General features: G+C 61.2%; 18 protein-coding genes. 8 read left to right on the top strand and 10 right to left on the bottom strand.

The window, feature by feature from the left end; all coding sequences use genetic code 11:
• Positions 1–90: 90 nt before the first annotated feature.
• Both PQU92_RS16800 and PQU92_RS16795 read left to right on the top strand, forming a co-directional pair.
• Positions 91–2,157 (top strand): ATP-binding protein, encoded by a 2,067-nt coding sequence (locus PQU92_RS16800; protein ID WP_272749432.1) that lies wholly within the window; start codon positions 91–93, stop codon positions 2,155–2,157.
• Entirely contained in the window at positions 2,148–2,588 is a 441-nt protein-coding gene (locus tag PQU92_RS16795; RefSeq protein ID WP_272749431.1) for a response regulator, read from the top strand. Before PQU92_RS16800 ends, PQU92_RS16795 begins: the two co-directional genes overlap by 10 nt.
• 317 nt (positions 2,589–2,905) lie before the next feature.
• Here PQU92_RS16795 and PQU92_RS16790 read toward each other — a convergent pair whose 3' ends face one another.
• Entirely contained in the window at positions 2,906–4,234 is a 1,329-nt protein-coding gene (locus PQU92_RS16790; RefSeq protein WP_272749429.1) for a glycoside hydrolase family 27 protein, read from the bottom strand.
• Positions 4,235–4,382: 148 nt separating this feature from the next.
• On the opposite strand from PQU92_RS16790, the gene PQU92_RS16785 reads away from it, so the two are divergent.
• The 3 genes from PQU92_RS16785 (at position 4,383) to purD (ending at position 6,452) form a co-directional block, all read left to right on the top strand.
• Positions 4,383–4,826, top strand: coding sequence for a hypothetical protein (locus PQU92_RS16785; RefSeq protein WP_272749428.1), 444 nt, complete (start codon positions 4,383–4,385; stop codon positions 4,824–4,826).
• The gene (locus tag PQU92_RS16780) at positions 4,823–5,119 is read left to right on the top strand and encodes a winged helix-turn-helix domain-containing protein (protein WP_272749427.1); all 297 of its coding nucleotides are present in this window, start codon (positions 4,823–4,825) and stop codon (positions 5,117–5,119) included. The genes PQU92_RS16785 and PQU92_RS16780 overlap by 4 nt, the downstream gene beginning before the upstream one ends.
• A 67-nt stretch (positions 5,120–5,186) precedes the next feature.
• Entirely contained in the window at positions 5,187–6,452 is a 1,266-nt protein-coding gene (gene purD / locus PQU92_RS16775) for a phosphoribosylamine--glycine ligase (RefSeq protein WP_272749426.1), read from the top strand.
• A 72-nt stretch (positions 6,453–6,524) separates the two neighbouring features.
• Here the strand turns inward: purD and PQU92_RS16770 are convergent, their stop codons facing one another.
• The 5 genes from PQU92_RS16770 to PQU92_RS16750 all read right to left on the bottom strand — a co-directional run bounded on the left by PQU92_RS16770 (position 6,525) and on the right by PQU92_RS16750 (position 13,441).
• Positions 6,525–8,552, bottom strand: a complete 2,028-nt coding sequence (locus PQU92_RS16770) for a TonB-dependent receptor plug domain-containing protein (protein ID WP_272749425.1) — start codon at positions 8,550–8,552, stop codon at positions 6,525–6,527.
• A 129-nt stretch (positions 8,553–8,681) separates the two neighbouring features.
• Positions 8,682–9,692, bottom strand: coding sequence for a tetraacyldisaccharide 4'-kinase (gene lpxK / locus PQU92_RS16765; protein ID WP_272749424.1), 1,011 nt, complete (start codon positions 9,690–9,692; stop codon positions 8,682–8,684).
• Positions 9,682–10,986, bottom strand: a complete 1,305-nt coding sequence (locus tag PQU92_RS16760; protein WP_272749423.1) for a 3-deoxy-D-manno-octulosonic acid transferase — start codon at positions 10,984–10,986, stop codon at positions 9,682–9,684. Before PQU92_RS16760 ends, lpxK begins: the two co-directional genes overlap by 11 nt.
• Entirely contained in the window at positions 10,983–11,681 is a 699-nt protein-coding gene (locus PQU92_RS16755; protein ID WP_272749422.1) for a lysophospholipid acyltransferase family protein, read from the bottom strand. The genes PQU92_RS16760 and PQU92_RS16755 overlap by 4 nt, the downstream gene beginning before the upstream one ends.
• On the bottom strand, positions 11,678–13,441 hold the full coding sequence (locus PQU92_RS16750; RefSeq protein ID WP_272749421.1) for an ABC transporter ATP-binding protein: 1,764 nt from the start codon (positions 13,439–13,441) through the stop codon (positions 11,678–11,680). The genes PQU92_RS16755 and PQU92_RS16750 overlap by 4 nt, the downstream gene beginning before the upstream one ends.
• 382 nt (positions 13,442–13,823) lie before the next feature.
• Here PQU92_RS16750 and PQU92_RS16745 point away from each other — a divergent pair, with 382 nt between their 5' ends.
• Complete coding sequence (locus PQU92_RS16745) at positions 13,824–14,516, top strand: fused DSP-PTPase phosphatase/NAD kinase-like protein (RefSeq protein ID WP_272749420.1); 693 nt, start codon at positions 13,824–13,826, stop codon at positions 14,514–14,516.
• Positions 14,517–14,571: 55 nt separating this feature from the next.
• The gene (locus PQU92_RS16740; protein ID WP_272749418.1) at positions 14,572–14,901 is read left to right on the top strand and encodes a hypothetical protein; all 330 of its coding nucleotides are present in this window, start codon (positions 14,572–14,574) and stop codon (positions 14,899–14,901) included.
• Positions 14,902–15,057: 156 nt separating this feature from the next.
• Here the strand turns inward: PQU92_RS16740 and PQU92_RS16735 are convergent, their stop codons facing one another.
• The 3 genes from PQU92_RS16735 to PQU92_RS16725 are packed head-to-tail and all read right to left on the bottom strand — an operon-like array spanning position 15,058 to position 17,468.
• Entirely contained in the window at positions 15,058–15,285 is a 228-nt protein-coding gene (locus tag PQU92_RS16735; protein WP_272749417.1) for a DUF4170 domain-containing protein, read from the bottom strand.
• 9 nt (positions 15,286–15,294) lie between these two features.
• Positions 15,295–16,101: an inositol monophosphatase family protein gene (locus tag PQU92_RS16730; protein WP_272749416.1), complete on the bottom strand. Its 807-nt coding sequence runs from the start codon at positions 16,099–16,101 to the stop codon at positions 15,295–15,297.
• Complete coding sequence (locus PQU92_RS16725; protein ID WP_272749415.1) at positions 16,101–17,468, bottom strand: TldD/PmbA family protein; 1,368 nt, start codon at positions 17,466–17,468, stop codon at positions 16,101–16,103. The genes PQU92_RS16730 and PQU92_RS16725 overlap by 1 nt, the downstream gene beginning before the upstream one ends.
• Before the next feature lie 264 nt (positions 17,469–17,732).
• Here PQU92_RS16725 and PQU92_RS16720 point away from each other — a divergent pair, with 264 nt between their 5' ends.
• Positions 17,733–19,697 (top strand): putative bifunctional diguanylate cyclase/phosphodiesterase, encoded by a 1,965-nt coding sequence (locus PQU92_RS16720; protein WP_272749413.1) that lies wholly within the window; start codon positions 17,733–17,735, stop codon positions 19,695–19,697.
• 3 nt (positions 19,698–19,700) lie between these two features.
• On the opposite strand, the gene PQU92_RS16715 is transcribed toward PQU92_RS16720, so the two are convergent.
• On the bottom strand, positions 19,701–21,023 hold the full coding sequence (locus PQU92_RS16715; RefSeq protein WP_272749411.1) for a rhodanese-like domain-containing protein: 1,323 nt from the start codon (positions 21,021–21,023) through the stop codon (positions 19,701–19,703).
• Positions 21,024–21,086 lie beyond the last annotated feature (63 nt).

The raw sequence follows: 21,086 nt of genomic DNA, 5'->3' as shown, positions 1-21,086 counted from the left end.
GCAAGGGGAGTGTCCATTCTGAAGCGGCCTTAACCGGGGATTCAGCCTGTTGTGGCATCAAGGACGGCAGAGTGCCGGAGTACATCGTCCATGCTGTCTGCCCCCCTGACCGATCCTGAAAGCCTGCGCCTGCGGGCCTTGCGCGAGCTCGACATCCTCGACAGCGAGCCGGACCCCCGGTTCGACGAGGTGACGCGGCTGGCGGCGGAGCTGTTCGAGGTGCCGATCACCGCCGTGTCGCTGGTCGATTCCGAGCGTCAGTGGTTCAAGTCGAGCGTCGGGCTTGAGGTCTGTGAAACCTCGCGCGACGTGGCCTTTTGCGAATACGCTATCCGTAACGACGCGGTGATGATCGTGCCGGACGCGACGCAGGACGCGCGTTTCAAGGATAACGATCTGGTCACGGGCGATCCCGGTATCCGCTTCTATGCCGGTGCGCCGGTGCGCTTTGATGGCGTGCTGGTCGGTACGCTGTGCGTCATCGACACTAAACCGCGTCACGATTTCGGCCTGACCGAAGCTCGCCGTCTGACGGCGCTGGCCGCGACGATTTCGGCCATGATGGCCATGCGCAAGGACGGGCTGGTCAAGCGTCAGGTCATCCAGAAGCATGATGAAACGCAAAAGAAGCTGGAGATGATGGAGGCGATCGCCGGCGTCGGTTACTGGAGCGTCGATATCGCCTACCAGACGGTGCAGTGGTCGCGCGGCGTTTATGCCATTCAGGGGCTCGATCCGAAGACCTATACGCCGAACATGGCCGACAGCGAGTTGCGCTACCATCCCGACGACTGGCCGATGATCAAACGGATGCTGCGCGCCGCCATGATCGAGGGCCGGCCGTTCAAGTTCGAGGCGCGGATGTACCGCACCGACGGTCAGTTGCGTAACGTTATCGCCGAAGGTTCAGTCGAACGCGACGAGACGGGCAAGCCGGTCGCGCTGTTCGGCGTGTTTCAGGACGTGACGGAACAGCGCCTGATCGAGGACATGCTGACCGAAGCCAAGATCGCCGCCGAAACCTATGCTCAGGCGCAATCGGACTTCCTGTCCAATATGAGCCATGAAATCCGCACGCCCCTGACCACCATCATCGGCTATTCCAACCTGCTGAGCGAGACTGAAGGCCTGTCCGAAGAGGCGAAGGGCTTTGTCGGACGACTGCAAAAGGGCAGCAAGGCCTTGCTGGGTCTGGTCAATGACGTGCTCGACTTCGCCAAGCTGGAGGCCGGGCTGGTGGTGCTCGATCCGCAGCCGACCGATCTGCGCGATCTGGTCGAAGAGACCTGCGGGCAATTCGCCGTTCAGACCCGTGCCAAGGGACTGGGCCTGCATCTGGACTACGCCCCCGATTGCCCGGAGCACGTCCTGACCGACGATGTGCGTCTCAATCAGGTGCTGTACAACCTCATCGGCAATGCCTGCAAATTCACGGCGCAGGGGGATGTCCGGATAAGGGTCGCGGCGGTGTCCGATCAGCCCCTGATGCTGCGTATCGAGGTGCGCGACACGGGGCCCGGCATTACCGAGGCGCAGCAGACGCGTCTGTTCCGCCGCTTTTCGCAGGCCGACCACAGCATCAACCGTCAGCACGGCGGTTCCGGCCTCGGTCTGGCCATCTGCCATGAGATCAGCCGCCTGATGAATGGCCGGATGGGCGTCGAGTCGGTCGAGGGCGAGGGGAGTTGCTTCTGGCTGGAGTTTCCGACCGAAGCGCTGGCTGCGCCGGAAGCGGTCCTGATCGACGCGGCGCCGGAACAGGGCCATCTCAATATACTGATCGCTGACGACCATCCGCATATGCGTCAGATGCTGCGCGCGCTTCTGGCCGGACGGGCGGGCGCGGTGTGCGAGGCGTCGAACGGCGCCGAGGCGGTTGCCGCCAGCATGACCCAGGCCTTCGACCTGATCCTGATGGACGTTCACATGCCGGTGCTGGACGGCGTGACGGCGGCGCGGACGATCCGGGAGCAGTGCATCTTCAATGCCGCCACCCCCATCGTCGCCCTCAGCGCCTTTGCGCAGGACACCGTATGGCAGGGGACAAAACCCCTGTTTGCCGAAATACTTACCAAACCGGTCGATCCGGCGGCCCTGACGGCGGCGCTCGACCTCGCCCTGCCGGCGGAACTGGAGTTCATGCGCCTATGTCAGTAGTCAAAAGCGGAATCGTTTCGGGATACGATACCCGCCGCCGTCGCGTTCTGGTCGTTGAGGACGATGCCGAGGTGCGCCTGTTTATCCAGACGGTCTTAAGCCGCGCAGGCATCGACGTCGTCGTCGCCTGTAACGGCATGGAGGCGCTCGATATCCCCGATCCGGCGGGCCTCGATGCCATTCTGCTCGACCTGTCTATGCCCGAAATGGACGGCTTCACCTTTCTCGCCATGCGCCGCGGCGACCTGAAAGAGGTGCCGACGATCGTTCTGACCGCGCGGCACGAAAGCAAGGACGTGCGCCGCGCGGTGGAACTGGGGGCGAAGGACTACCTCGCCAAGCCGTTCGACAATCTGGTCCTGCTCAAGCGGCTGGCGCGGTCGATGAAGCCGCTCGACCGGATGCCGAAATCGTCGGCGGTGTCGTGGTAGGCCTGTCATTACAGGCTTACTATTTCGTCAGATTTCGAGGACGACGAGGTTTCGTTCTTGATTTGAAAATATAGGTTGCCGCCACAATTAAATATAGAACGAGCCAAACTCCGCAAACAAAGATCAGATCTATAGCAAATATACGAAGAAATTCTGGCTGCCACAGCCGTCCAATGCCAAACCGCCATACATTCAGGCCTGCAATGAAGGCCATATATAACAAAAGTATGAGGCTGATCAGCCTCATACCTTGCAGCGTTTTATACCAGACTTTCAAGATGGTCCCCTGTCATCAATCATCTTCAATTATGTGCATATCAGCTTAATTTAAAGACCGCGCTGGCGTGTGGGCGCAATTCCAGCGACAGGGTGGTGTCGGCGTCGCTGACCGCGCCTGTCCACAGGTTTGTTACGCGGGCTTTCTGCGGGGCGTCGATGGCTTTCAGCTTCTGTTCGACGACCAGAGGGTGATCCGAAATATTGAATAGCGCCAGATACTTGCCCTTGCCGTCGGCGGTATCTGCGGTCCAGACGACCTTTTCACCGTCGTTGGAGACCGGGCGATTGTTCTGGCTGTCCTGATTGAGCGCCAGAATCTCCTTATTGGTCAGCAATTTGAGCGTCGGCTCGTCCAGCGCCCGCAGATCGCCGCCCATGATCAGCGGCGACCGTGCGATGGACCACAGGCTCATCAGGGTCTGCTGTTCGTCGCGATTGAACTTGGTCTTGCGCTTGCCCAGCGCCAGAAGCCCCAGCGGCAGCATGTCGGCATCCGGCCATGCGCCGGGTTTGCGGAAAGAATTCCAGTTTTCCAAGCGCTTGAACTGATCTTTCAACAGCCGCCACTCGTCCCAGAAGTCGTCCGAGATACGCCACATCTGAGCGTATTTCTGGGCATGGACGCCCCATTCGAGATTGGCTTCCCCGGGCGACAGGCTGAGGATCATCGGACGGCCCGAATTGGCGATGGCCTTCTGCGCGCCCTCGATTTCGGCCCAGTTGTTGGCATAAGGGCGGCTCATATCGTCCATCTTGACGAAGTCGACACCCCATTCGGCGAACAGTTTGAACACCGAGTCGTAATAGGCCTGCGCGCCGGGCTTCGACATGTCGACGCCGTACATGTCAGTGTTCCAGGTACAGACCGAGTTCGGATTGGCGACGTCGCGGGCGGTATATTTGGTGCCCAGTACCGGCAGGTTCTTTTCATAGGCCAGACGCGGGATGCCGCGCATGATATGGACACCGAACTTCATGCCCAGCTTATGCACCTTATCAGCCAGTATCTTGAAGCCGCCATTGGTCGCCGACGGGAAGCGATTCGGGGCGGGCAGGAGGCGGCCATAGCCGTCCATGGCCAGATCGGCCTTGTCGCGATAGTCGTAGCCGGTGGCATTGGGTTCATACCACTGAATATCCACCGTGAAGACGTCGTATCCGAAAGGCAGCAGCTTATCGGCCATGATCTGCGCGGTTTCCAGCGCCTGCGCCTCGGTAAGGGTGGTGGCGAAGGAGTTCCAGCTGTTCCAGCCCATTGGAGGCTTGGCGGCGCGCAGGCCCGGCTTTTCAGCGGCCTGAGCGGGCAGGCTTGCGGCGGCAGCGAGCAGGGCGGGCGCACCGAACAGGGCGCGGCGATGGATGGTCATGAAGGGCTCCCTTTTGTTATTTGTCTGACTATTGCGCATCGAGGGACGCTTGCCTAGCCCTCAATGTAACTTTCCATAGTGGAAAATTATAACTTGACGATTTGGAAAGTGATGGTAAGTTTCCATTATGGAAAGTGATGGTCTTGTCATGACCAATTCGGATAGGGACGCGCTCGACGCCTTGCGGGCGGGGCGTATGGCCGCGGTGGCCGGGGTTAATCGCTATGGCTGGTCATATGATCTGATTTATGCCGTGCTGGTCGGGAGTTTAATCGTGGTTCAGGTTCTGCCGCTGGTCATGCGAATGCCGCTGATGGGGGGGCTGCTGGTTTTGCTGGCGGCGGTATTCGTCAAGTGGACGCGGATCACCGGGGTGCGTATCACGGGCTTCAGTCCCCGTCGCGCCCGCTGGGTCGCCGTTGGATTGGGTGCGGTGATTACGCCTTTGGTGTTGTTCGTTCTGTGGATCGGATACAAAGGCGGTCCGGCATGGGTCGCCCCGGTGGCGGGGCTTGTCGGTTTTGCCGTCGCCCTAACCGGATCACGCCTATGGCGCCGGGTTTATCGCGCTGAAATGGAAGCGCTCTTATGATTGCGCCGCCGATGCTGGATCCGGTTATCCATGCCGCGGGTCGCCTCCAGATCTGCGCCTTGCTGGCCTCGGTCGACGAAGCGGAATTCGCCGTGCTGCGTGACGGGGTCGGTGTCTCCGATTCCGTGATGTCAAAGCACCTCAAACAGCTTGAGGACGCAGGCTATGTGAAGGTGCGCAAAGCCACCACGATGGGGCGTCAACGGACCTGGCTGTCGATTACGCCTGCCGGGCGCAAGGCCTTCGATGCGCACGTTAAGGAACTGACGCGGCTGGCCAATCTGACGCTGTAACCATGTTTTTTCGCCCGGGGCGCTAATTCCGCTTGACCAAACGCCTTGCGTAACGGAATCCACCCCCATGAACATTCTGCTGATCGGTTCGGGCGGCCGCGAACACGCCCTCGCGTGGAAAATCCGTCGCTCGCCGCTGGTCAAGCGTCTGGCCATCGCGCCGGGCAATCCCGGCATGTCGGAGCTGGGCGAGATCCACGACATCAAGGTCACCGACGTGAAAAACCTCGTCGGGCTGGCCCTGTCGATTCAGGCCGATCTGGTCGTGGTCGGTCCCGAAGCCGCCCTGGCCGAAGGCATCGCTGACGCCTTGGCGCGGGTCAATATCCCGTGCTTCGGTCCGTCGCAAAAGGCCGCGCAGCTTGAGTCGTCGAAAGCCTTCACCAAGGATTTCTGCAAGCGCCACAATATCCCGACCGCCGATTACGAGACCTTCACCGACGAGTGGGAGGCCAAGGCCTTCCTCAAGTCGTATCAGCCGCCCTATATCATCAAGGCCGACGGTCTGGCCGCCGGTAAGGGCGTGGCGATTTCGCCCGATCTTCAGGACGCCTATGCCGAGGTCGAGGCCATGTTCGGTGGCCGCTATGGCGCGGCCTCGAAAACCGTGGTCATCGAAGAGTTCATGACCGGGGAAGAAGCCTCGATCTTCGCCATCGCCGACGGTGAAACGGCCATGCTGTTCGGCTATGCACAGGATCACAAGCGTGCCTTTGATGGCGACACGGGGCCGAATACGGGCGGCATGGGCACCTATAGCCCGGCACCGATCGTGACGCCGGAACTACTGGAGATCACCAAGCGCGATATTCTGGGCCCCACCATGCGCGGCATGAAGGCCGAGGGCGTACCCTATAAGGGCGTCCTCTATGCCGGCCTGATGGTCGAGGACGGCAATCCGCGGCTGGTCGAATATAATGCTCGCTTCGGTGACCCGGAATGTCAGGTGCTGATGCTCAGATTGAAGAGCGATATCGTGCCGTATCTGCTGGCCGCCGCCACGGGGCGTCTGCGCGACCTGCCGGAGCCGGAATGGCATTCGGATGCCGCCGTCTGCGTGGTGTTCGCGGCGCAGGGCTATCCCGACAGCCCGCTGGGCGGCTCGATCATCCGCGGCGCCGAGCAGGACTTCGGCCCGGACGTCAGCGTGTTCCATGCGGGCACCAAGCGTCTCGACGACGGGCGTCTGGCGGCCAATGGCGGGCGCGTGCTGAACGTCTGCGCGCGTGGCAAGACCTTGCAGGAAGCCCGCGATGCGGCCTATGCGGCGATTGCAAAAATCGACTGGCCGATGGGATTTTTTAGAACGGATATCGGCTGGCGAGCGCTGTAAAAGCCTTGAATTTGGCGATCTGGCACTAAAATCCTTCCCCGTTTTGCCTGCCGGCGAGGACGGGGAAGGATGTTACAGTTCCTTCCGATAGCGGATAAACACCCACGGTTCGGACCGGTCGCGGCGCAGTTCGCGCGAGGTGATCGGGCTGGTTGTGCGGGGACCGCTATAGCGGTCGCGGTCGGCGTCATAGACGCGGCTGGTGATATTCTCCAGCTCGATACGATAACTCGTTTTCGGCGTCGGCTTGTATTCGGCGAAGACATTGGCCCAGATGCCGCCGCGGTAGTAGGAAACCTCCTTCACGCGATAGACCTTCTCGTCGTAGCCCGAATTGACGCGGAAGCCCCACTGGGTTTTGCGCTTCGTCAGGTCCTGCGTGTAGTTGATCTCCCATTGCACGCGCGACTCGCCCGACATGCGACGGCGCGTGCCCGTCACCGGGTCGGTGACCTCGGAATCGGCCAGCGAAATCTTGGTCTTGAGCAGGCCGCCGGGGATGTTCAGCTTGTCGGTCGGCAGGGTCGTATCGATGACGAACTGATCCGCCGTGCCGTCGCCGATATTGCCCTTGGCGTCGAAGACGCTGCCGTCGGTAGCGTAGATCGGCAGGCGGTCGATGACGTCGGCGATATCCGAATGGACGTATTTCAGGACCACCGCGCCCTTTTCCCAGAAGCGGTAATTGGCCGTCAGTTCCGACACCCAGGTCTTCGACGGCTCAAGGCTGAGATTGCCCGCCTTGACGGTGGAATCCATCAGATCGATCGAGGAGACGAAGTCACCGAAATTAAGCTGTCCCACTTCGCGCTCGAAGCGCGCGATGAACTGCCACGGGCCTTGTGGCGACCAGGTGACCTGAAGCTTGGGCTTCGGATAGGTGAAGCTCTGCGAATCGGGGCGCTCGCTGTCTTGCGAAATCGTCGACCATTCGTATTTGAGACCGGCCTCGACCGAGATCGTTTTGCGCGCCTGCCACGTCGCCAGAACCGAGGCCTCGGTGCGATCCTCCTCGACGAAGACCTTCGAGGCGGGCAGGGGCTCATTGACGCCGTTGATCGTCAGGCGGTTGTCGGAATCGAGTGAATTATAAGCCTTTTCCAGCCCGGTCTCGATCGTCAGACGGTCGCTGTGCTTCCAGATCAGTTGCCCGGAAACGATATTTTCCTTCGACAGGCTGGTTTCGTCGAACAGGGTCTCTTCCGTGGGGTTCTTGTAGAAGTCCTCGATATCCTCGTCCGACCACCGCGTCAGGGCGTTGAGCTTGAGCGTCAGTTTTTTGCCCAGAGGTCGCACATACTTGCCGCCGAATTCACCTGCGTCTTCTTTATAATCAAGGTTTTCAACGGCGGTGGTCGCGGTGATATAGCGGTACTGCGCCCGGTAGGTATTGGGGACATACTTGCCGTTCAGGCTCAGCTTGCCGCCCCACAGGGGGTGCGTACCGTTCCCCATCAGCTCGACGCCTTCGCCCCCGGCCTCGGCCAGGATTTCCGTGCGCTCCGGTTGGGCGACGCCGGTCCGGTAGATCAGCTTCTCGCCGTTATTATTGTCTTCGTCGAAATTGTTGAAGATCGTCGCCGACAACTCGATGCTTTTGTCGCCCGCATTGCGGCTATAGGTGCCGCGCACGACCGGCCTGACCCAGCCATTGGTCAGCAGACGCGTATTGGCGACGAGGGTGATGGTCGGCTTGTCCGACTTCTTGCGTATGATGTTGACGATTTTCGACTGACCCTGCATGTCGATGCCGTCGGCGCCGCCGATGATCAGGTCGATGCGTTCGACATTCGAGGCCGAAATGCGATTGAGCTGGTCGCTGATGGCATCGGTCTTGGTCGTCGGGCGCTCGCCGTCGATCAGGACGTTACCGGCGGCTCCGGCGAAGCCGCGCACGCTGTCACCGTTTTGCAGCGTGAAACCGGGGATGCGCTGCACCATGTCGAGCGCCGACTGGACCTGAAAATCCTTGAAGAAGGCGGTGTCGTAGGCAATGACCTGACGCGAGGTTTCCGTGGGGGTGGGCTGCGCCAGTACCGGCATTGCGGTTGTAGCCGTCAAAGCGGCGCTCACAAACAGAACGGTTTTGAAACGACGCATAAGGCATACCCCCGACAAACTAGACACCGTTGTTACGGTAACAACGGCAACCGTCTGTCTCACGAAGGCAAGCTCAAGCCAAATGAACAATATTTTATATAATTACAGCCAGTTAATCATTACAGACTGTTAATCCGGCAGGCGCTCCGTCAGGGTGCGCATAAAGCCGCCCTGATCGTCGAAACGCGCCGTGATCGGCAGGTAGTCGATCTGCGTGCGCCAGTCGGGCGATAGCTTCACCCAGTCCTTTTCGGTCGTGATGACCCGCGCCCCGCGCTGGGCGGCCTTGTCGCACAAGGCCCTGAGCGTCGCGTCTTCGACCGGTGCGTGATCGGCAAAGGGCAGGAAATCGACCACACCATAGCCGAGGTCCTGAAGCGTGTTTTTGAATTTCCACGGCTTGGCGATAGCGGCGAAGGCAAAGACATCCCCCGGCGGCGTCTTCGGCATGGGGATCAGGCGGGCGGCATAGACCGGCAGGTCGCCGAAGCATTTCAGCAGCTTCTGGTCGATCGGTGCCTGCTCGTTGGGCAGCCACAGGACGACGATATCGGTGCGTTTCAGCGCGTCCCTGACCGGCTCGCGCATGGGGCCCATCGGGAAGACCGCGCCGTCACCGAACGGCCAGGCGTCGTCTGAGGTATCGCCGTCAACCACCAGAATATGCAGGTTTTTATGGATCTTGACGTTTTGATGCGTGTCGTCGGTGACAACGATGCGCGTGTCGCTGCCTTCGATCAGACGCAGGCCGTCAGGCCGATGGCGGGCGATGTAGATGTCGTAATCGGCCGCCAGCATCAGGGCCTCGTCGCCGGCCTCAGCTGCGGTGTGTGTAGCGGGATCAACCTTGACGGGACCGGTCAGGCTACCGCCGTAACCGCGCGACAGACCGGCGGCCTTGAGGTCCAATTTGCGCAACCGGCGCAGGATTTCGCGCTCGACCGGCGTCTTGCCGGACCCGCCCAGCGTGGCATTGCCGACCGAAATGACGAACAGGGGGGATGTGTAAGGCTTGGCCGTGGCCTGCCGGAACAGGGTGACGCCCTGCCATAACCACGACAGCGGGGCCAGCGCGTAGCGTGTCAAAGGGGCCCCTTTGCAGCCGCGTTTGTACCACCAGTCAGGCGTCTTAAGCCGCATCGATCGCTCCCGGATTTTGGCCTTCCGGTATAAACGGCGCAAGATGCGCCATGACGAGGCTCAAGGTTCCGGCTTCGCGTTGGGCCAGAGCCAAAGCCGAGCGGTTGGCGTCGAGCATGGCGCCCGGCGTTGCCAGCACGGACTGCACGTAGAAGGTCAGGGTCTCACGATCCGTCGCCTTGAAGGCCGCCCCCGCGTCGAACATCGGCGCATAGACGCTGTCCCAGTTATACAGGTCGCGACCGGTAATCACGGCCTTGCCCAGCCGTGCGGCCTCAAGCGGATTGTGTCCGCCGATCTTTTCGGAAAAGCTGCCCGCCATGATCACCATGTCCGCCAGTCGGAAAAACACGCCCAGTTCGCCCAGAGTATCCGCCAGATAAATATGCGTGGCTTCCGTCAGGGAGTCGAGTCCGGGACCCCGCTCTTTTGAACGTTGCGCGATCTTGAATCCAAGCGCTTCCAGATCGAGACGGATCGATTCGGCGCGCACCGGGTGACGCGGCACGACGATCAGCAGGGCACCCGTTTCACGCAAGGTGCCCTCAAGGGCACTGGCGATATAGTTTTCCTCGGTCGGGTGGGTGCTGGCGGCCAGGATCACGGTGCGACCCTTGATTTGCGCCTCCAGCGTTTCACGCGCGGCAATGTCGTCGGGCAGGGCGTCACCGATGGTCTTGAGATTGCCGATGGGGCCGACGGTGACGCCCATATTTTTGAGGCGCGCCTCGGACTCATGGTCCTGCGGCAGGACCAGTTTGAAACCTTTCAACAGACGCGACATGGGTCCCTTGATCGCCTGCCAGCCCTTATAGGTCCTCTCGGTGATGCGGGCCGAGATCAGCAGGCGCGGTGTGCCGCGTTTATCGAGCGCGATCAACTGGTTGGGCCAGATATCGCTTTCGATATAGACCGCCAGATCGGGTCGCCAATGATTGAGAAAGGCTTCGACGGCCTGTGGCGTATCGACCGGCGCGTATTGATGGATGACACCCTCGGGCAGGCGTTTGCTCAGGATTTCTGCCGAGGTCGTCGTCGCCGTGGTGATCAGGATGCGCAGACCGGGATGGTCGTTCAATAGTTGATTTATGACCGGCAGGGCCGAGACGCTCTCGCCGACGCTGACCCCGTGGAACCAGATCAGCGAGCCGTCGGGCCGTGCGGTCGTGGTGACGCCGAGACGCTCGTTGAGGCGCTGCGGGTCTTCCTTGCCGCGCGCTGCGCGCTGCCATAGGAGCGTCGGCACGAAGGTGTGGAACAGGCGCATGATCGCGGCATAGAGGCTGAGGATCATAGGGCACCCGTCATGGTATCGGCGCGGTCGGTGAGGGCGGTCAGGCGCGCCCCTGCGTCGATGCGAATGGCCTCCAGCGCGGCCTCGTCGGCGTCGGCGGGCACCGGCGGCATGACCTCCCACAGCATGGCGCCCTTGGCGAACGGTAGGGGGATGCGCTGACGGTCCCAGCTGTTCAGCGACAGGAACCGCGACGACGATTGCCCGATCAGGATCAGCGGTGCGCCGGACATCTGCGACAGCTTGAGCGAGCCTTCGGTCATATCGCGGGCCGGACCGCGCGGGCCGTCGGGCGTCAGGGCCACGGCATGGCCGGCGCGTATCCAGCGCAACATGTCGCGAAAGGCCGCTGCGCCACCCTTTTGCTTGGTCGGGTCGGATTTCTTGGCCGCCGAGCCGCGGATGATGTGGTAGCCGAACAGGGTGTTGGTGCGGACGCTGAAATCGCCGCTTTTCGACAGCGAGACGAGGATGGCCATTTTCTGCGCGCGGGCGAGCGGCCAGCAGGCGGGGGCGTAATGCACGCGCTGATGCCATAGCAGTAGCAGGGCCGGGCCACCGCGATCCCAGATGGCTTCGGTGGCCTCGCGGCCTTCGTGGGTCCATTGTGTGGTTCTATAACAAAACCGCAGGTAACCGACGATCAGTCGCGCGAAGAAGGCCTGAAAAGCATCGGATTCAAAAAGCTTTTTCATACGGCCTCCGCCACGGGGCGTGCGAACTGGGTCTGGGCCAGTTCGGCATAGAGGCCGTTCAGATTCAACAGTTGATCGTGCGTGCCGCGTTCGACGATTTCGCCGTCCTTGAGCACCAGTATCTGATCGGCGTGACGCACGGTCGACAGGCGGTGGGCGATGATGAAGGTCGTGCGTCCCGCCATAAGCCGTTCCAGCGCCTGCTGGACCTTGATCTCGGACTGCGTGTCGAGCGCCGAGGTCGCCTCATCGAGCAGCAGCAGCGGCGCGTCTTTGAGGAAGGCGCGAGCGATGGCGATGCGTTGTTTTTGTCCGCCGGACAGGCGCGAGCCGCCTTCGCCGACGCGGGTATCGAGGCCCTGGGGCAGCTCGGCGATGAAGTCCTCGGCGGCGGCGTCGCGCACGGCCTGAGCTATGGCGTCGTCGCTGGCGCCCGGCTTGCCATAGGCGATATTGGCGCGGATTGTATCGTCGAACAGGAACGGGTCCTGCGACACCAAGGCGATACGGTCGCGCAGGGAGTTGAGGGTGACCGCGCGCTGCGGCGTGTCACCGAAGCGGATATCGCCCGACACCGCGTCATAGAAGCGCGGCAGCAGATTGAGCAGGGTGGATTTGCCGGAACCCGACGGCCCGACCAGTGCTATCGACTGACCGGCGCGCGCCTCAAAACTGATGTCGCGCAGGACCGGGGCGTCGCCATAGGCGAAGCTGACGCGGTCGAAGGTGACGCGATCAAATGCGCCCAGCGGTTTGGCGTCGGGGGCATCGGTGATTTCCGGCGCGACATCCAAAGCCGTGAACAGGCGGCGGGCCGCGGTGAAGCCTTCGGCCATCACGGTTTGCAGATTGGCCAGTTGCCGCAAGCTTTGCCCGGCGGCCCCCAGAAACGCGATATAGGCGGTAAAGCCGCCCAGCGTCATGGCCCCCGATTGCGCCCGCCACCCGGCATAGGCGACGACCAGCGCCAGCACGATGGTGGTCAGGGCCTCGGTCATCGGCGCGGCCGAGGCGCGGGCATTGGCGCCCTTGATGACGTGTTTCTGACGGCGCTCGATAACCGCGTCGACACGGGCCTGCTCATAGGCTTCGCGGTTGTTAATTTTAACGATTTTAACGCCGTCGAGGCTTTCCATGATGGCGGTCGACAGGGTCGAGGTCTCGTCCATCGCCCCTTGCGCGGCTTTCTTGGTACGGCGGTTATATTGCCCCAGCACCGCGCCGATCACCGGTCCGATCAGCAGGACGCCCAGCGTCATGCGCCAGTCGATCTGCGCCATCGAGACCAGCGCCGCGACGACGATGCCGGTATGTTGTACATAGTTGACGACACCGTTGGTCGTCGCTTCGCGCATCAGTCCGGCGTCGAACAGGACCGAGGACAGGTAACTGCCGGAATGGGCCTTGTTGAGATGACCGAGGTCGGCATGGATGAGATTGCCGAACAGTTGCGACTGGATGCGTCCGACAAGGCGGTGGCCGACCTTGTTGACCGAGGTGGCGAGGCCCAGTTGCGCGATCAGGCGCACGAGGGTCGCCGCGATCATCACGACCGGCACCCAGATCAGCGGATTGGCGGCAACGAAGGCCGGGACTTCGGAGGCGGCGGCCGAATCGCTTTCACCGAACAGAAGCTCGATGCCGGGTTTCAGGCACCAGATGACGAACTGCGTCGAAATCGCCACCATGATGGCACAGCCGATGGCCAGCGCCAGAAAGCCTTTGAAAGCTTGCAGGTAATCGCGCCACACCCGCTGCATGAGCGCGTTTGTGCGTAAAGGTGACGGCGAAGGCGCGGCGGGGTTGGGCGGCATAAAAAAAGCGTAAGTGACGGAAGTTGAAACTATATAGGGTCAGGGTCAGTTGCGGCAAAGCCAATAGTTTGTGTTTGGCCGGGGAAATCGCTATATGCGGGATCGAAAACCTCTCCCTATACCTCCCCGGTGTACCGGGGAGGGGGACCGCACGAGCTTGCGCAGCAAGTGAGATGTGGTGGTGGGGGCAAATACATTTCACGCCTCTCAGCAGGTTGAGATTTGGATATGCCCCCCACCGTCTTTGACGCCTTTGGCGTCAAATCCACCTCCCCCAGTAAACTGGGGGAGTATAAGGGGTGGTCGTGATCTTAAATAACGAGTCGTCGTGAAGCTTTTCAAAAAATCCAAAACGCCCAAGGTCTTCGATACAACGACCAAATGGGGTCTTTTCAAGACCTATCTGGCCTATCTGTGGGGAGATCACGCCTATCTGCGTCTGGGCTTCACCAATGCGCACTGGATCGACGACAAGATGGTCCGCACCAATCAGCCGTGGCCGTTCCAGCTCGCCTGGTTCAAAAAGCACGACGGTATAAAGACCGTGATCAATCTGCGCGGGGGGCAGGGGGCTTTCTTTGCGCTGGAGAAATATGCCTGCGAGAAGCTCGGTCTCGACATGGTCGATTTCATTGTCACCTCACGCGACGTGCCGTCGGCACCGGCGATCTTAGAGGCGAAAAAGCTGTTCGATGAAATCCAGTATCCGGCCCTGATGCACTGCAAATCGGGGGCCGACCGTGCCGGGATCATGAGCGTCCTTTACCGTCATCTGCATCTGGGCCATCCCATGCGCGAGGCGGTGAAGGAGTTGGGACTGCGCACCCTGCACATGAAGGCCGGCAAGACCGGCGTCCTCGACTATATCTTCGAGCGCTATTTCGTCGAAGGCGAACCGCAAGGCATGAGCTTTGTCGAATGGACGCAGTCGCCGCTCTATGATCCGGTGAAGATCAAGGCCGATTTCAAGGCCGACTGGTGGGGGACGTTGCTGACCGAAAAGATATTCCGTAGAGAGTAGTCTGGAAATTGCCGTAGTCGCGGATTAGCCTCGGGTCGAAATGGGGACAAACCGGATGAAACTGAAATTCGCCATAATGACGCTGGGTATGCTGGCGCTTCAGGGCTGTGCGACGGCACCGCGCTCGGCTGAGGATGCGCAGAACAAGGCCGACTATCAGGCCAGCCTGCCGTCGCCCAGGGCCTGCAAGGCGAAAAGCCTCGTTTTTATCAAGGACGTCAATGGCAAGGGGTTCTGTGTGACCGAGGCGCAGGCCAAATGTCAGCGGTCGTCGCTGTTCGTGCTGGGTGACAGCGATTGTCTGAATACGCTGATGTGGAAGGACGATAACGCCCGGCCTCAGCCTTTACCGCAAGGTACGACGGGCAATCCCGGTAAGAAATAAAGGCTTGGGGCTATTGGCCCCAAACCCCCTAACTATCCGATTATAGACCCCGACAGTGCCGTTTGCTCCAGGTTACGGGTGAAGGGCCTGTGGCCCTTCAGTTACTTTTGTCGCGATATTATAGCCGAAAACCGCTTACACTTTTCGGCATATCGCTCAGTCGTTCGCCGGATTCAGCAGACGGTGCGCGTGGATGACGAAGTAGCGCATCAGGGCGTTGTCGACGGTCGATTGCGCCTTGGCGCGCCACGCGCCCTTGGCCTCTTCGTAGGTCGCATAGGCGCCGACGAATTCGACTTTCGACAGGTCCTTGAATTCGGTCGCGCTCAGGTCTTTCAGTTCGCCGCCGATGACGATGTGCAGCAGTTGTTTGGAATCGCTCATAATAGACTCTCAGAGATGTTCGAGGGTGAGAAGGTGGGCGCAGCGCCGCCGGATTTCCGGATAAAGCCCCGCATTGGCGCAGATCAGCGAGGGTTTCAGCGTATCGGCGTCGTTAAAGTCGAAGGCCCGGCCCAGATGGTCGGACACGACCGCTCCGGCCTCATGGCAGATCAGGGTCGCCGCTGCCACGTCCCAGTCGCGCTTGGGCGTCAGGGCAAGCGTGAAATCGGCCTTGCCTGCGGCCACGCAAACCATGCGATAGGCGACCGAGGGGCGCGAGGTGATGGTCATTTTCGGCCATGGCTCCGGCCAGATGTCGCGGCCGAACAGGCGCGCATCGCCGATGCCGTGGGCGGCGGACAGGTCGCCGGTGGCGGACGCCGTAATCGGCTGACCGTTAAGAAACGCGCCCAAGCCCTTGGCTGCGCTGTACATTTCGTTGGAGTCCGGGGCATAGACCACGGCGGCCACCGGCTGACGGTCGCGGACCAGACAGAGCGCGATGGTCCAGTAGGGGCTGCCCTTGGTGAATCCCATGGTGCCGTCGATCGGATCGAGGACGAACAGCGATTCCTGTGTCAGGCGGGCGTCGGTGTCGGGCGATTCCTCGCTTTGCCAGCCATAGGCGGGGCGGGCGTCGAGCAGGGCTTCCTTGAGCCACAGATTGACCTCAAGATCGGCATTGGTGACGATGGAGCCGTCGGACTTGTAGGAAATGACCAGCCCCTGCGCCTTGAGGTGCTGCGCCAGCGCCCCGGCCCGCCGGGCGCGGTCGATCAGCAGGTCGAGATCTTCTTTGACGGGGCGCGGCGCCATCACTTGCCCCCGATATTGAGCGCATTGATCAGAATCGAAGGCGCGTCCGTCGTGCCCTTGATGTCGAGGTCCGACGCCGGCTCCAGCCGTGCGAAGATGTCGATTAGATTGCCGGCGACGGTAATCTCATTGACCGGATAGGCGATTTCGCCGTTTTCGAACCAGAAGCCCGAGGCTCCGGCAGACCAGTCGCCGGTGTCGGAATTGACGCTGGGGCCGAACATCGAGGTGACGATGACGCCCTTGCCCGCCGCGCGGATCATGTCGTCGGGTGAACGCGCGCCGGGGCTGAGGATGACATTATGCGCCGACACCCCGGCCGGGTGCGCCAGAGAGCGCGAGGCGTGACCGGTCGAGGCCATGCCCAGTTGCCGTCCGGCGGAACTGTTGAGCAGCCATGTCGTAAGCACGCCGTCCTCGATCAGGTGACGCTCGGAGACCGCCACGCCTTCGTCGTCGTAATAACACGAGCCGAGCCCCCGCTTGCGGAACGGGTTGTCGATGACATGGACGCCGTCGGCGAAGATTTTCTGGCCCAGCCGGTCCTTGAGGTAGCTGGAACCGCGCGCCACAGCGGTGCCGGAAATGGCCCCCAGCAGCAGGCCGAGGATCGATTTGGCGGTGCGCGGTTCGAAGAGGACGGGCGCGGTCTGGCTGTCGATCTTGCGCGCGCCCATGGCCTTGAGCGCCCGGTCGGCGGCCATCTGCCCGGTCGATTCGGGCGTCGGCAGATCGCTGTAGAATCGCGTCGAGCGGCCTTCGCCTTCGCGCTCCATATTGCCGTCGGCATCGGTGGCGATCAGGCGCGCCGACTGAAAAAACAGGCTGGTGCGGTGATCGCCCTGAAACCCGTCCGAGGTCAACATGGTCCAGTGGGTGAGGGCCCGGCCCGCCGAAGCGCTGTCGGTCTGAAGACGGGCATCGACGCCGACTCCGGCGGCTTCGCAGGTCAGGGCGCGCGCCTTGAGCGTTTCGGCATTCAGCTCGGTCGGGTCGTATATGTCGAGATCGGTGACCGGCCCGTTGAACAGGCGATCCCGGTCGGCAAGGCCCGTATAGGGATCGTCAGGGGCCAGCGAGGCCATGGCGATGCAGCGGTCGACCAGCCGTTCCAGCGTCTTTTGGGAAAACTCGGAAACCGACACAACCGCCTGTTTCTGACCGACAAAGACGCGCAGGCCCAGATCGGCCGTCTCGTCGCTTTCGACCACCTCGACTGCGCCCTTACGCACGCCGACGCTCAGCGAACGGCTGTCGGCGAACACGGCCTCGGCGGCGTCGGCGCCGCGAGCGCGGGCCGCGCGAATGACCTGATCCAGCAGGTCCACGGGGGCAGGGGTCGTCGAGTCTGTTTGCGGGTGCAGCATCTGTCTATCTAGGCCTGTGGCCGGGGGTTGCGCAAGTCACAAATGGAACAAAGTCCCGCCTGGTCCTACAATTTAAAATCGGTGTTTTATTATGGAGTTGCCGGGATTTTCTCCCGAAATTTAGCATAATATTCAGGTCTTGCGGCCTAGGGTGCGACTCAGGCGGGCCTTTTTGCGTGGCTCGCGCGTCGTGAACCCTCAACCCGCGAGACGGACATGCGCACTGTAAACGAAACCTTGCCTTCTATCGGGAGGGCACCTCTGGTGAGCAAGCTCGGCCGGCTCCTGCGTCGCCTGACGCGTCTGGCGCTGCGGCCCTTTGCGCGCCGTGCGGCGTCTCAGGTTCGTGACACGGTCGATCCGCATGAACTGCGCCGCGAAAACGTCATCGCCATCCGCCCGATCGTGCGGGGCCTGTGCGCGGTGGTGGGCAGCTATTATATCATCGTCACCATCTCGCATATGTTTTACGAGACGGGTCTGGCTCTGCCGGTCCTGACGGGGTTGTCCGGCCTGACGGCGCTGGTCTGTTTCGGGCTTCTGTTTTTTTACACCCGCCGCACCGAATCGCTGACCCGGCTGGAAATCACCGGCCTGTGCATCAACCTGTTGATGTACAGCAACGTCGTCACCTACCAGACCCTGCATTTCGAACCTGCCAAGCTGATCTATTTCGTCCTGCTGACGCTGGTCTATGCGACCTCGGGCGCGTCGCTGCGTGTGGTTTTGCCGTCGTCGTTTCTGGCCATCGTGACCATGTACATCCTGGCGCACAATGCCGGGTTCCCGGTGCTCAAGCAGCATATCTGGGTCGGGATTGCCGGTATATTCACCGCTTTCGGCATGGCCGGCATCATGCGCGCGACGATTTTCCGGGCGGTCCATGCCCGCGTCGTTGCCGAACAGCATCGCCGCGAAGCTCAGGTTCTGGCGCATTTCGATGCCCTGACCGGCCTGCCCAACCGCCGTAGTTTCTTCGTCGAACTGGACAAGGCTATCGAGGACCATGGCAAGGGCGGCAGCTTCGATCTGGCTCTGATCGACCTCGACGGGTTCAAGCCGATCAACGATATCTACGGGCATAGTGTGGGCGATGCCCTGCTAATCGAGGTCGGCAATCGCCTGCGCGCCTGCGTGGGCAAGGACGGCACCGTGGCGCGTCTGGGGGGCGACGAGTTCGCTCTGATCCTCAAGGGGGCGCGGTCGGACGAGGCCCTGCGCACCTTCGGCACGCTGGTTTGCGATGCCCTGCGCGAAACCTATCTGCTCGGCGGTGGCGTGGCGGCTAATATTTCCGGTTCGGTCGGCTTCGTCCATTCCGATGCGGACGGCATGACCGGCTCGCAGCTTCTGGAGCGCGCCGACTATGCGCTCTACTACGCCAAGCAGAACCTGCGCGGCGCGCCGGTGGTGTTCAGCGCCCGGCACGAAACCGAGATGCGCGATTTCGGCGTGGTGGACCAAACCCTGCGTTCGTCCAATCTGGAGCGCGAACTCTATATCGTCTATCAGCCGCAGGTCGATCTGACGACGCAATCGACCGTCAGCTTCGAGGCGCTGGCAAGGTGGGAATCGGAAAAGCTGGGTACGGTGCGCCCGGATGTCTTCATCCGCGCCGCCGAACGGTCGGGCCTGATCAGCGATGTGACCTTGATTCTGCTGCGTAAATCGCTTGTGGCGGTGAAGACCTGGCCGCAGAATCTGCGCGTCTCGTTCAATCTTTCGGCGCGCGACCTGAGGTCGAGCCGCGCCATCGGCCGTATCTGCGAGACGGTCAAGGCGTCGGGCATCGATCCGGCCCGCATCGAGTTCGAAATCACCGAAACCGCCATGCTGACCGACTTCGATCAGGCCGTCGAGGCGCTGGCGCGCCTGAAAGCCATGGGCTGCCGCATCGCGCTTGATGATTTCGGTTCGGGCTATTCCAGCTTTAGCTATATCCACCGCCTGCCGGCGGACAAGATCAAGATCGACCGCAGTTTCGTGACGCAGTTGCTGAAACACGACTCGGCGCAGAAGATCATCAAGACGATCATCGACCTATGCGGCAACCTGTCGCTCGATCACGTCATCGAGGGCGTGGAAACCGAGGCGGAACTGAAGCGTCTGCGCGAGGTCGGCGCGCGCTATATTCAGGGCTATTACTTCGCCCGGCCCATGCGCGCCGAAGATATCGCGGGGTATCTTAACCGGGAAAACGGCACGGCGACCTTACGCGAAGCGGTTTAGGCTTTAGCGGTTGGCGTTATATGCGTCGACCATGGCGTTAACATCAGCCAGCCATTTATTGGACCGGTCTATCTCAGCATTTGCCGTTCTGATGCGCATGGCGTCAATGTCGTAAGCTGTTTTGACTTTTTCGATATTTGCCGGTGTCAGTATAACGGCCATGCGATCATAAGAGTCATTGGACAGGCAATTGGGGGCCGAGCGCACGCGGCAGGTATAGCGCTGCACGTTGCGGAACCATTTAACCTGTATATCGAAGTCATAGGTGTTTATCAGCATCGGCAGATTACCCCAGTTTTCGACGCAGGTCGCATAGCTGCGGCGAGCCTGATCGCGCGCCTTTATGATAGCGTTGTCGACCGGCGGGAGGGTGTAGTCGAACGTACCGCACTGTTGGGTCAGGCTTTTGACGGAGCCGGCTTCGGCGATGGTTTTCCGGGCGCTGGCGGTGTCCGAGATGCTTTTTTCCAGATTCAGGTTCGGGTTTTTATCGAACTCGGCCTTGGCCGCTGTATAGAGGTCGCTCACCGCCCGATCTGTCTCTGCCAGTTGCGGATCGACGGTTTCCTTCACCATGTAATATTTGCCGTAGGTTTTTAGCACGTCGGCAAGGCAGGTGCGTCGTTTGTCCTGTGCGATTTTAACGGACTGGCTCCAGTCTGTAGTTTCGGCGGCAAGGCTCTCAGTAGCGCGCACAGTTGCGGCATAGTCACCTGCACCCACCGGCGAGAGGCCGCAGCGGTTGAAGGCCTCGATGGCCGCCTGCGGTGCGGCGAGGGGATAACCAGCGCTAACCCAGCCATCGATACCCGGTCGGAGCCAGTAAACCTGCGTATAGCCTGCCCGCACCAGTCTGAGCGCGATATTGTAAGACAGGAAGCATTGGGCATGATGGCAATAGGTAATGATCGGCGTGTTCTTGTTGCCCTTGGTTGCTTCGGCCACACCATCGGCGAACCATTTCTGAAGCGCGGGATCGTCGTCACCACTGGCGGCCTCCGACAAATCGGTAAAGAAAGGGATTTGACGGTCGCCGGAAATACCTGACATAACGAATACCTTGTCAGGTCCGATCGTGCCCATAATGCAGAAGGCTTCGGCCGCCGACACAGTAATGGCACCATCAAGCTTGAGCGGGGTAAGGCCGCCGCTTTTCTGAGACAAGCCGCCTGGGTAATCTGGATTGGTGGGCTGGGGCTGGGCGTCCGTCCCCGGCTGACAGGCCGCGATGACCTCAGGCGACGGTGCGGCCTGGACCGATGCGACCGTAAGGCCTGCAACCAATATAATTAGCGGTCCCAGAAAAAGCCGTATTGTTTTGGACATGTCTACCTCCAGCCGACCGGACGGTAACAAGGGCGTGCAAACCGGTCAATCGGTAGCCCTACG

This window comes from Asticcacaulis aquaticus (genome assembly GCF_028550415.1).
In the GTDB taxonomy this organism is placed as follows: domain Bacteria; phylum Pseudomonadota; class Alphaproteobacteria; order Caulobacterales; family Caulobacteraceae; genus Asticcacaulis; species Asticcacaulis aquaticus.
The sequence above is the reverse complement of the archived record's forward strand: the minus strand, read 5'-3'. Positions and strand labels throughout refer to the sequence as shown.

What these genes read in the sequence shown, in the direction of transcription:
- PQU92_RS16725 (WP_272749415.1), bottom strand. Translation starts at nt 17,468, where the DNA reads ATGCTGCACCCGCAAACAGACTCGACGACCCCTGCCCCCGTGGACCTG.
- PQU92_RS16795 (WP_272749431.1), top strand. Translation starts at nt 2,148, where the DNA reads ATGTCAGTAGTCAAAAGCGGAATCGTTTCGGGATACGATACCCGCCGC.
- PQU92_RS16750 (WP_272749421.1), bottom strand. Translation starts at nt 13,441, where the DNA reads ATGCAGCGGGTGTGGCGCGATTACCTGCAAGCTTTCAAAGGCTTTCTG.
- PQU92_RS16800 (WP_272749432.1), top strand. Translation starts at nt 91, where the DNA reads ATGCTGTCTGCCCCCCTGACCGATCCTGAAAGCCTGCGCCTGCGGGCC.
- PQU92_RS16755 (WP_272749422.1), bottom strand. Translation starts at nt 11,681, where the DNA reads ATGAAAAAGCTTTTTGAATCCGATGCTTTTCAGGCCTTCTTCGCGCGA.
- lpxK (WP_272749424.1), bottom strand. Translation starts at nt 9,692, where the DNA reads ATGCGGCTTAAGACGCCTGACTGGTGGTACAAACGCGGCTGCAAAGGG.
- PQU92_RS16740 (WP_272749418.1), top strand. Translation starts at nt 14,572, where the DNA reads ATGAAACTGAAATTCGCCATAATGACGCTGGGTATGCTGGCGCTTCAG.
- PQU92_RS16760 (WP_272749423.1), bottom strand. Translation starts at nt 10,986, where the DNA reads ATGATCCTCAGCCTCTATGCCGCGATCATGCGCCTGTTCCACACCTTC.
- PQU92_RS16785 (WP_272749428.1), top strand. Translation starts at nt 4,383, where the DNA reads ATGACCAATTCGGATAGGGACGCGCTCGACGCCTTGCGGGCGGGGCGT.
- PQU92_RS16790 (WP_272749429.1), bottom strand. Translation starts at nt 4,234, where the DNA reads ATGACCATCCATCGCCGCGCCCTGTTCGGTGCGCCCGCCCTGCTCGCT.
- PQU92_RS16730 (WP_272749416.1), bottom strand. Translation starts at nt 16,101, where the DNA reads ATGGCGCCGCGCCCCGTCAAAGAAGATCTCGACCTGCTGATCGACCGC.
- PQU92_RS16770 (WP_272749425.1), bottom strand. Translation starts at nt 8,552, where the DNA reads ATGCGTCGTTTCAAAACCGTTCTGTTTGTGAGCGCCGCTTTGACGGCT.
- purD (WP_272749426.1), top strand. Translation starts at nt 5,187, where the DNA reads ATGAACATTCTGCTGATCGGTTCGGGCGGCCGCGAACACGCCCTCGCG.
- PQU92_RS16735 (WP_272749417.1), bottom strand. Translation starts at nt 15,285, where the DNA reads ATGAGCGATTCCAAACAACTGCTGCACATCGTCATCGGCGGCGAACTG.
- PQU92_RS16780 (WP_272749427.1), top strand. Translation starts at nt 4,823, where the DNA reads ATGATTGCGCCGCCGATGCTGGATCCGGTTATCCATGCCGCGGGTCGC.
- PQU92_RS16715 (WP_272749411.1), bottom strand. Translation starts at nt 21,023, where the DNA reads ATGTCCAAAACAATACGGCTTTTTCTGGGACCGCTAATTATATTGGTT.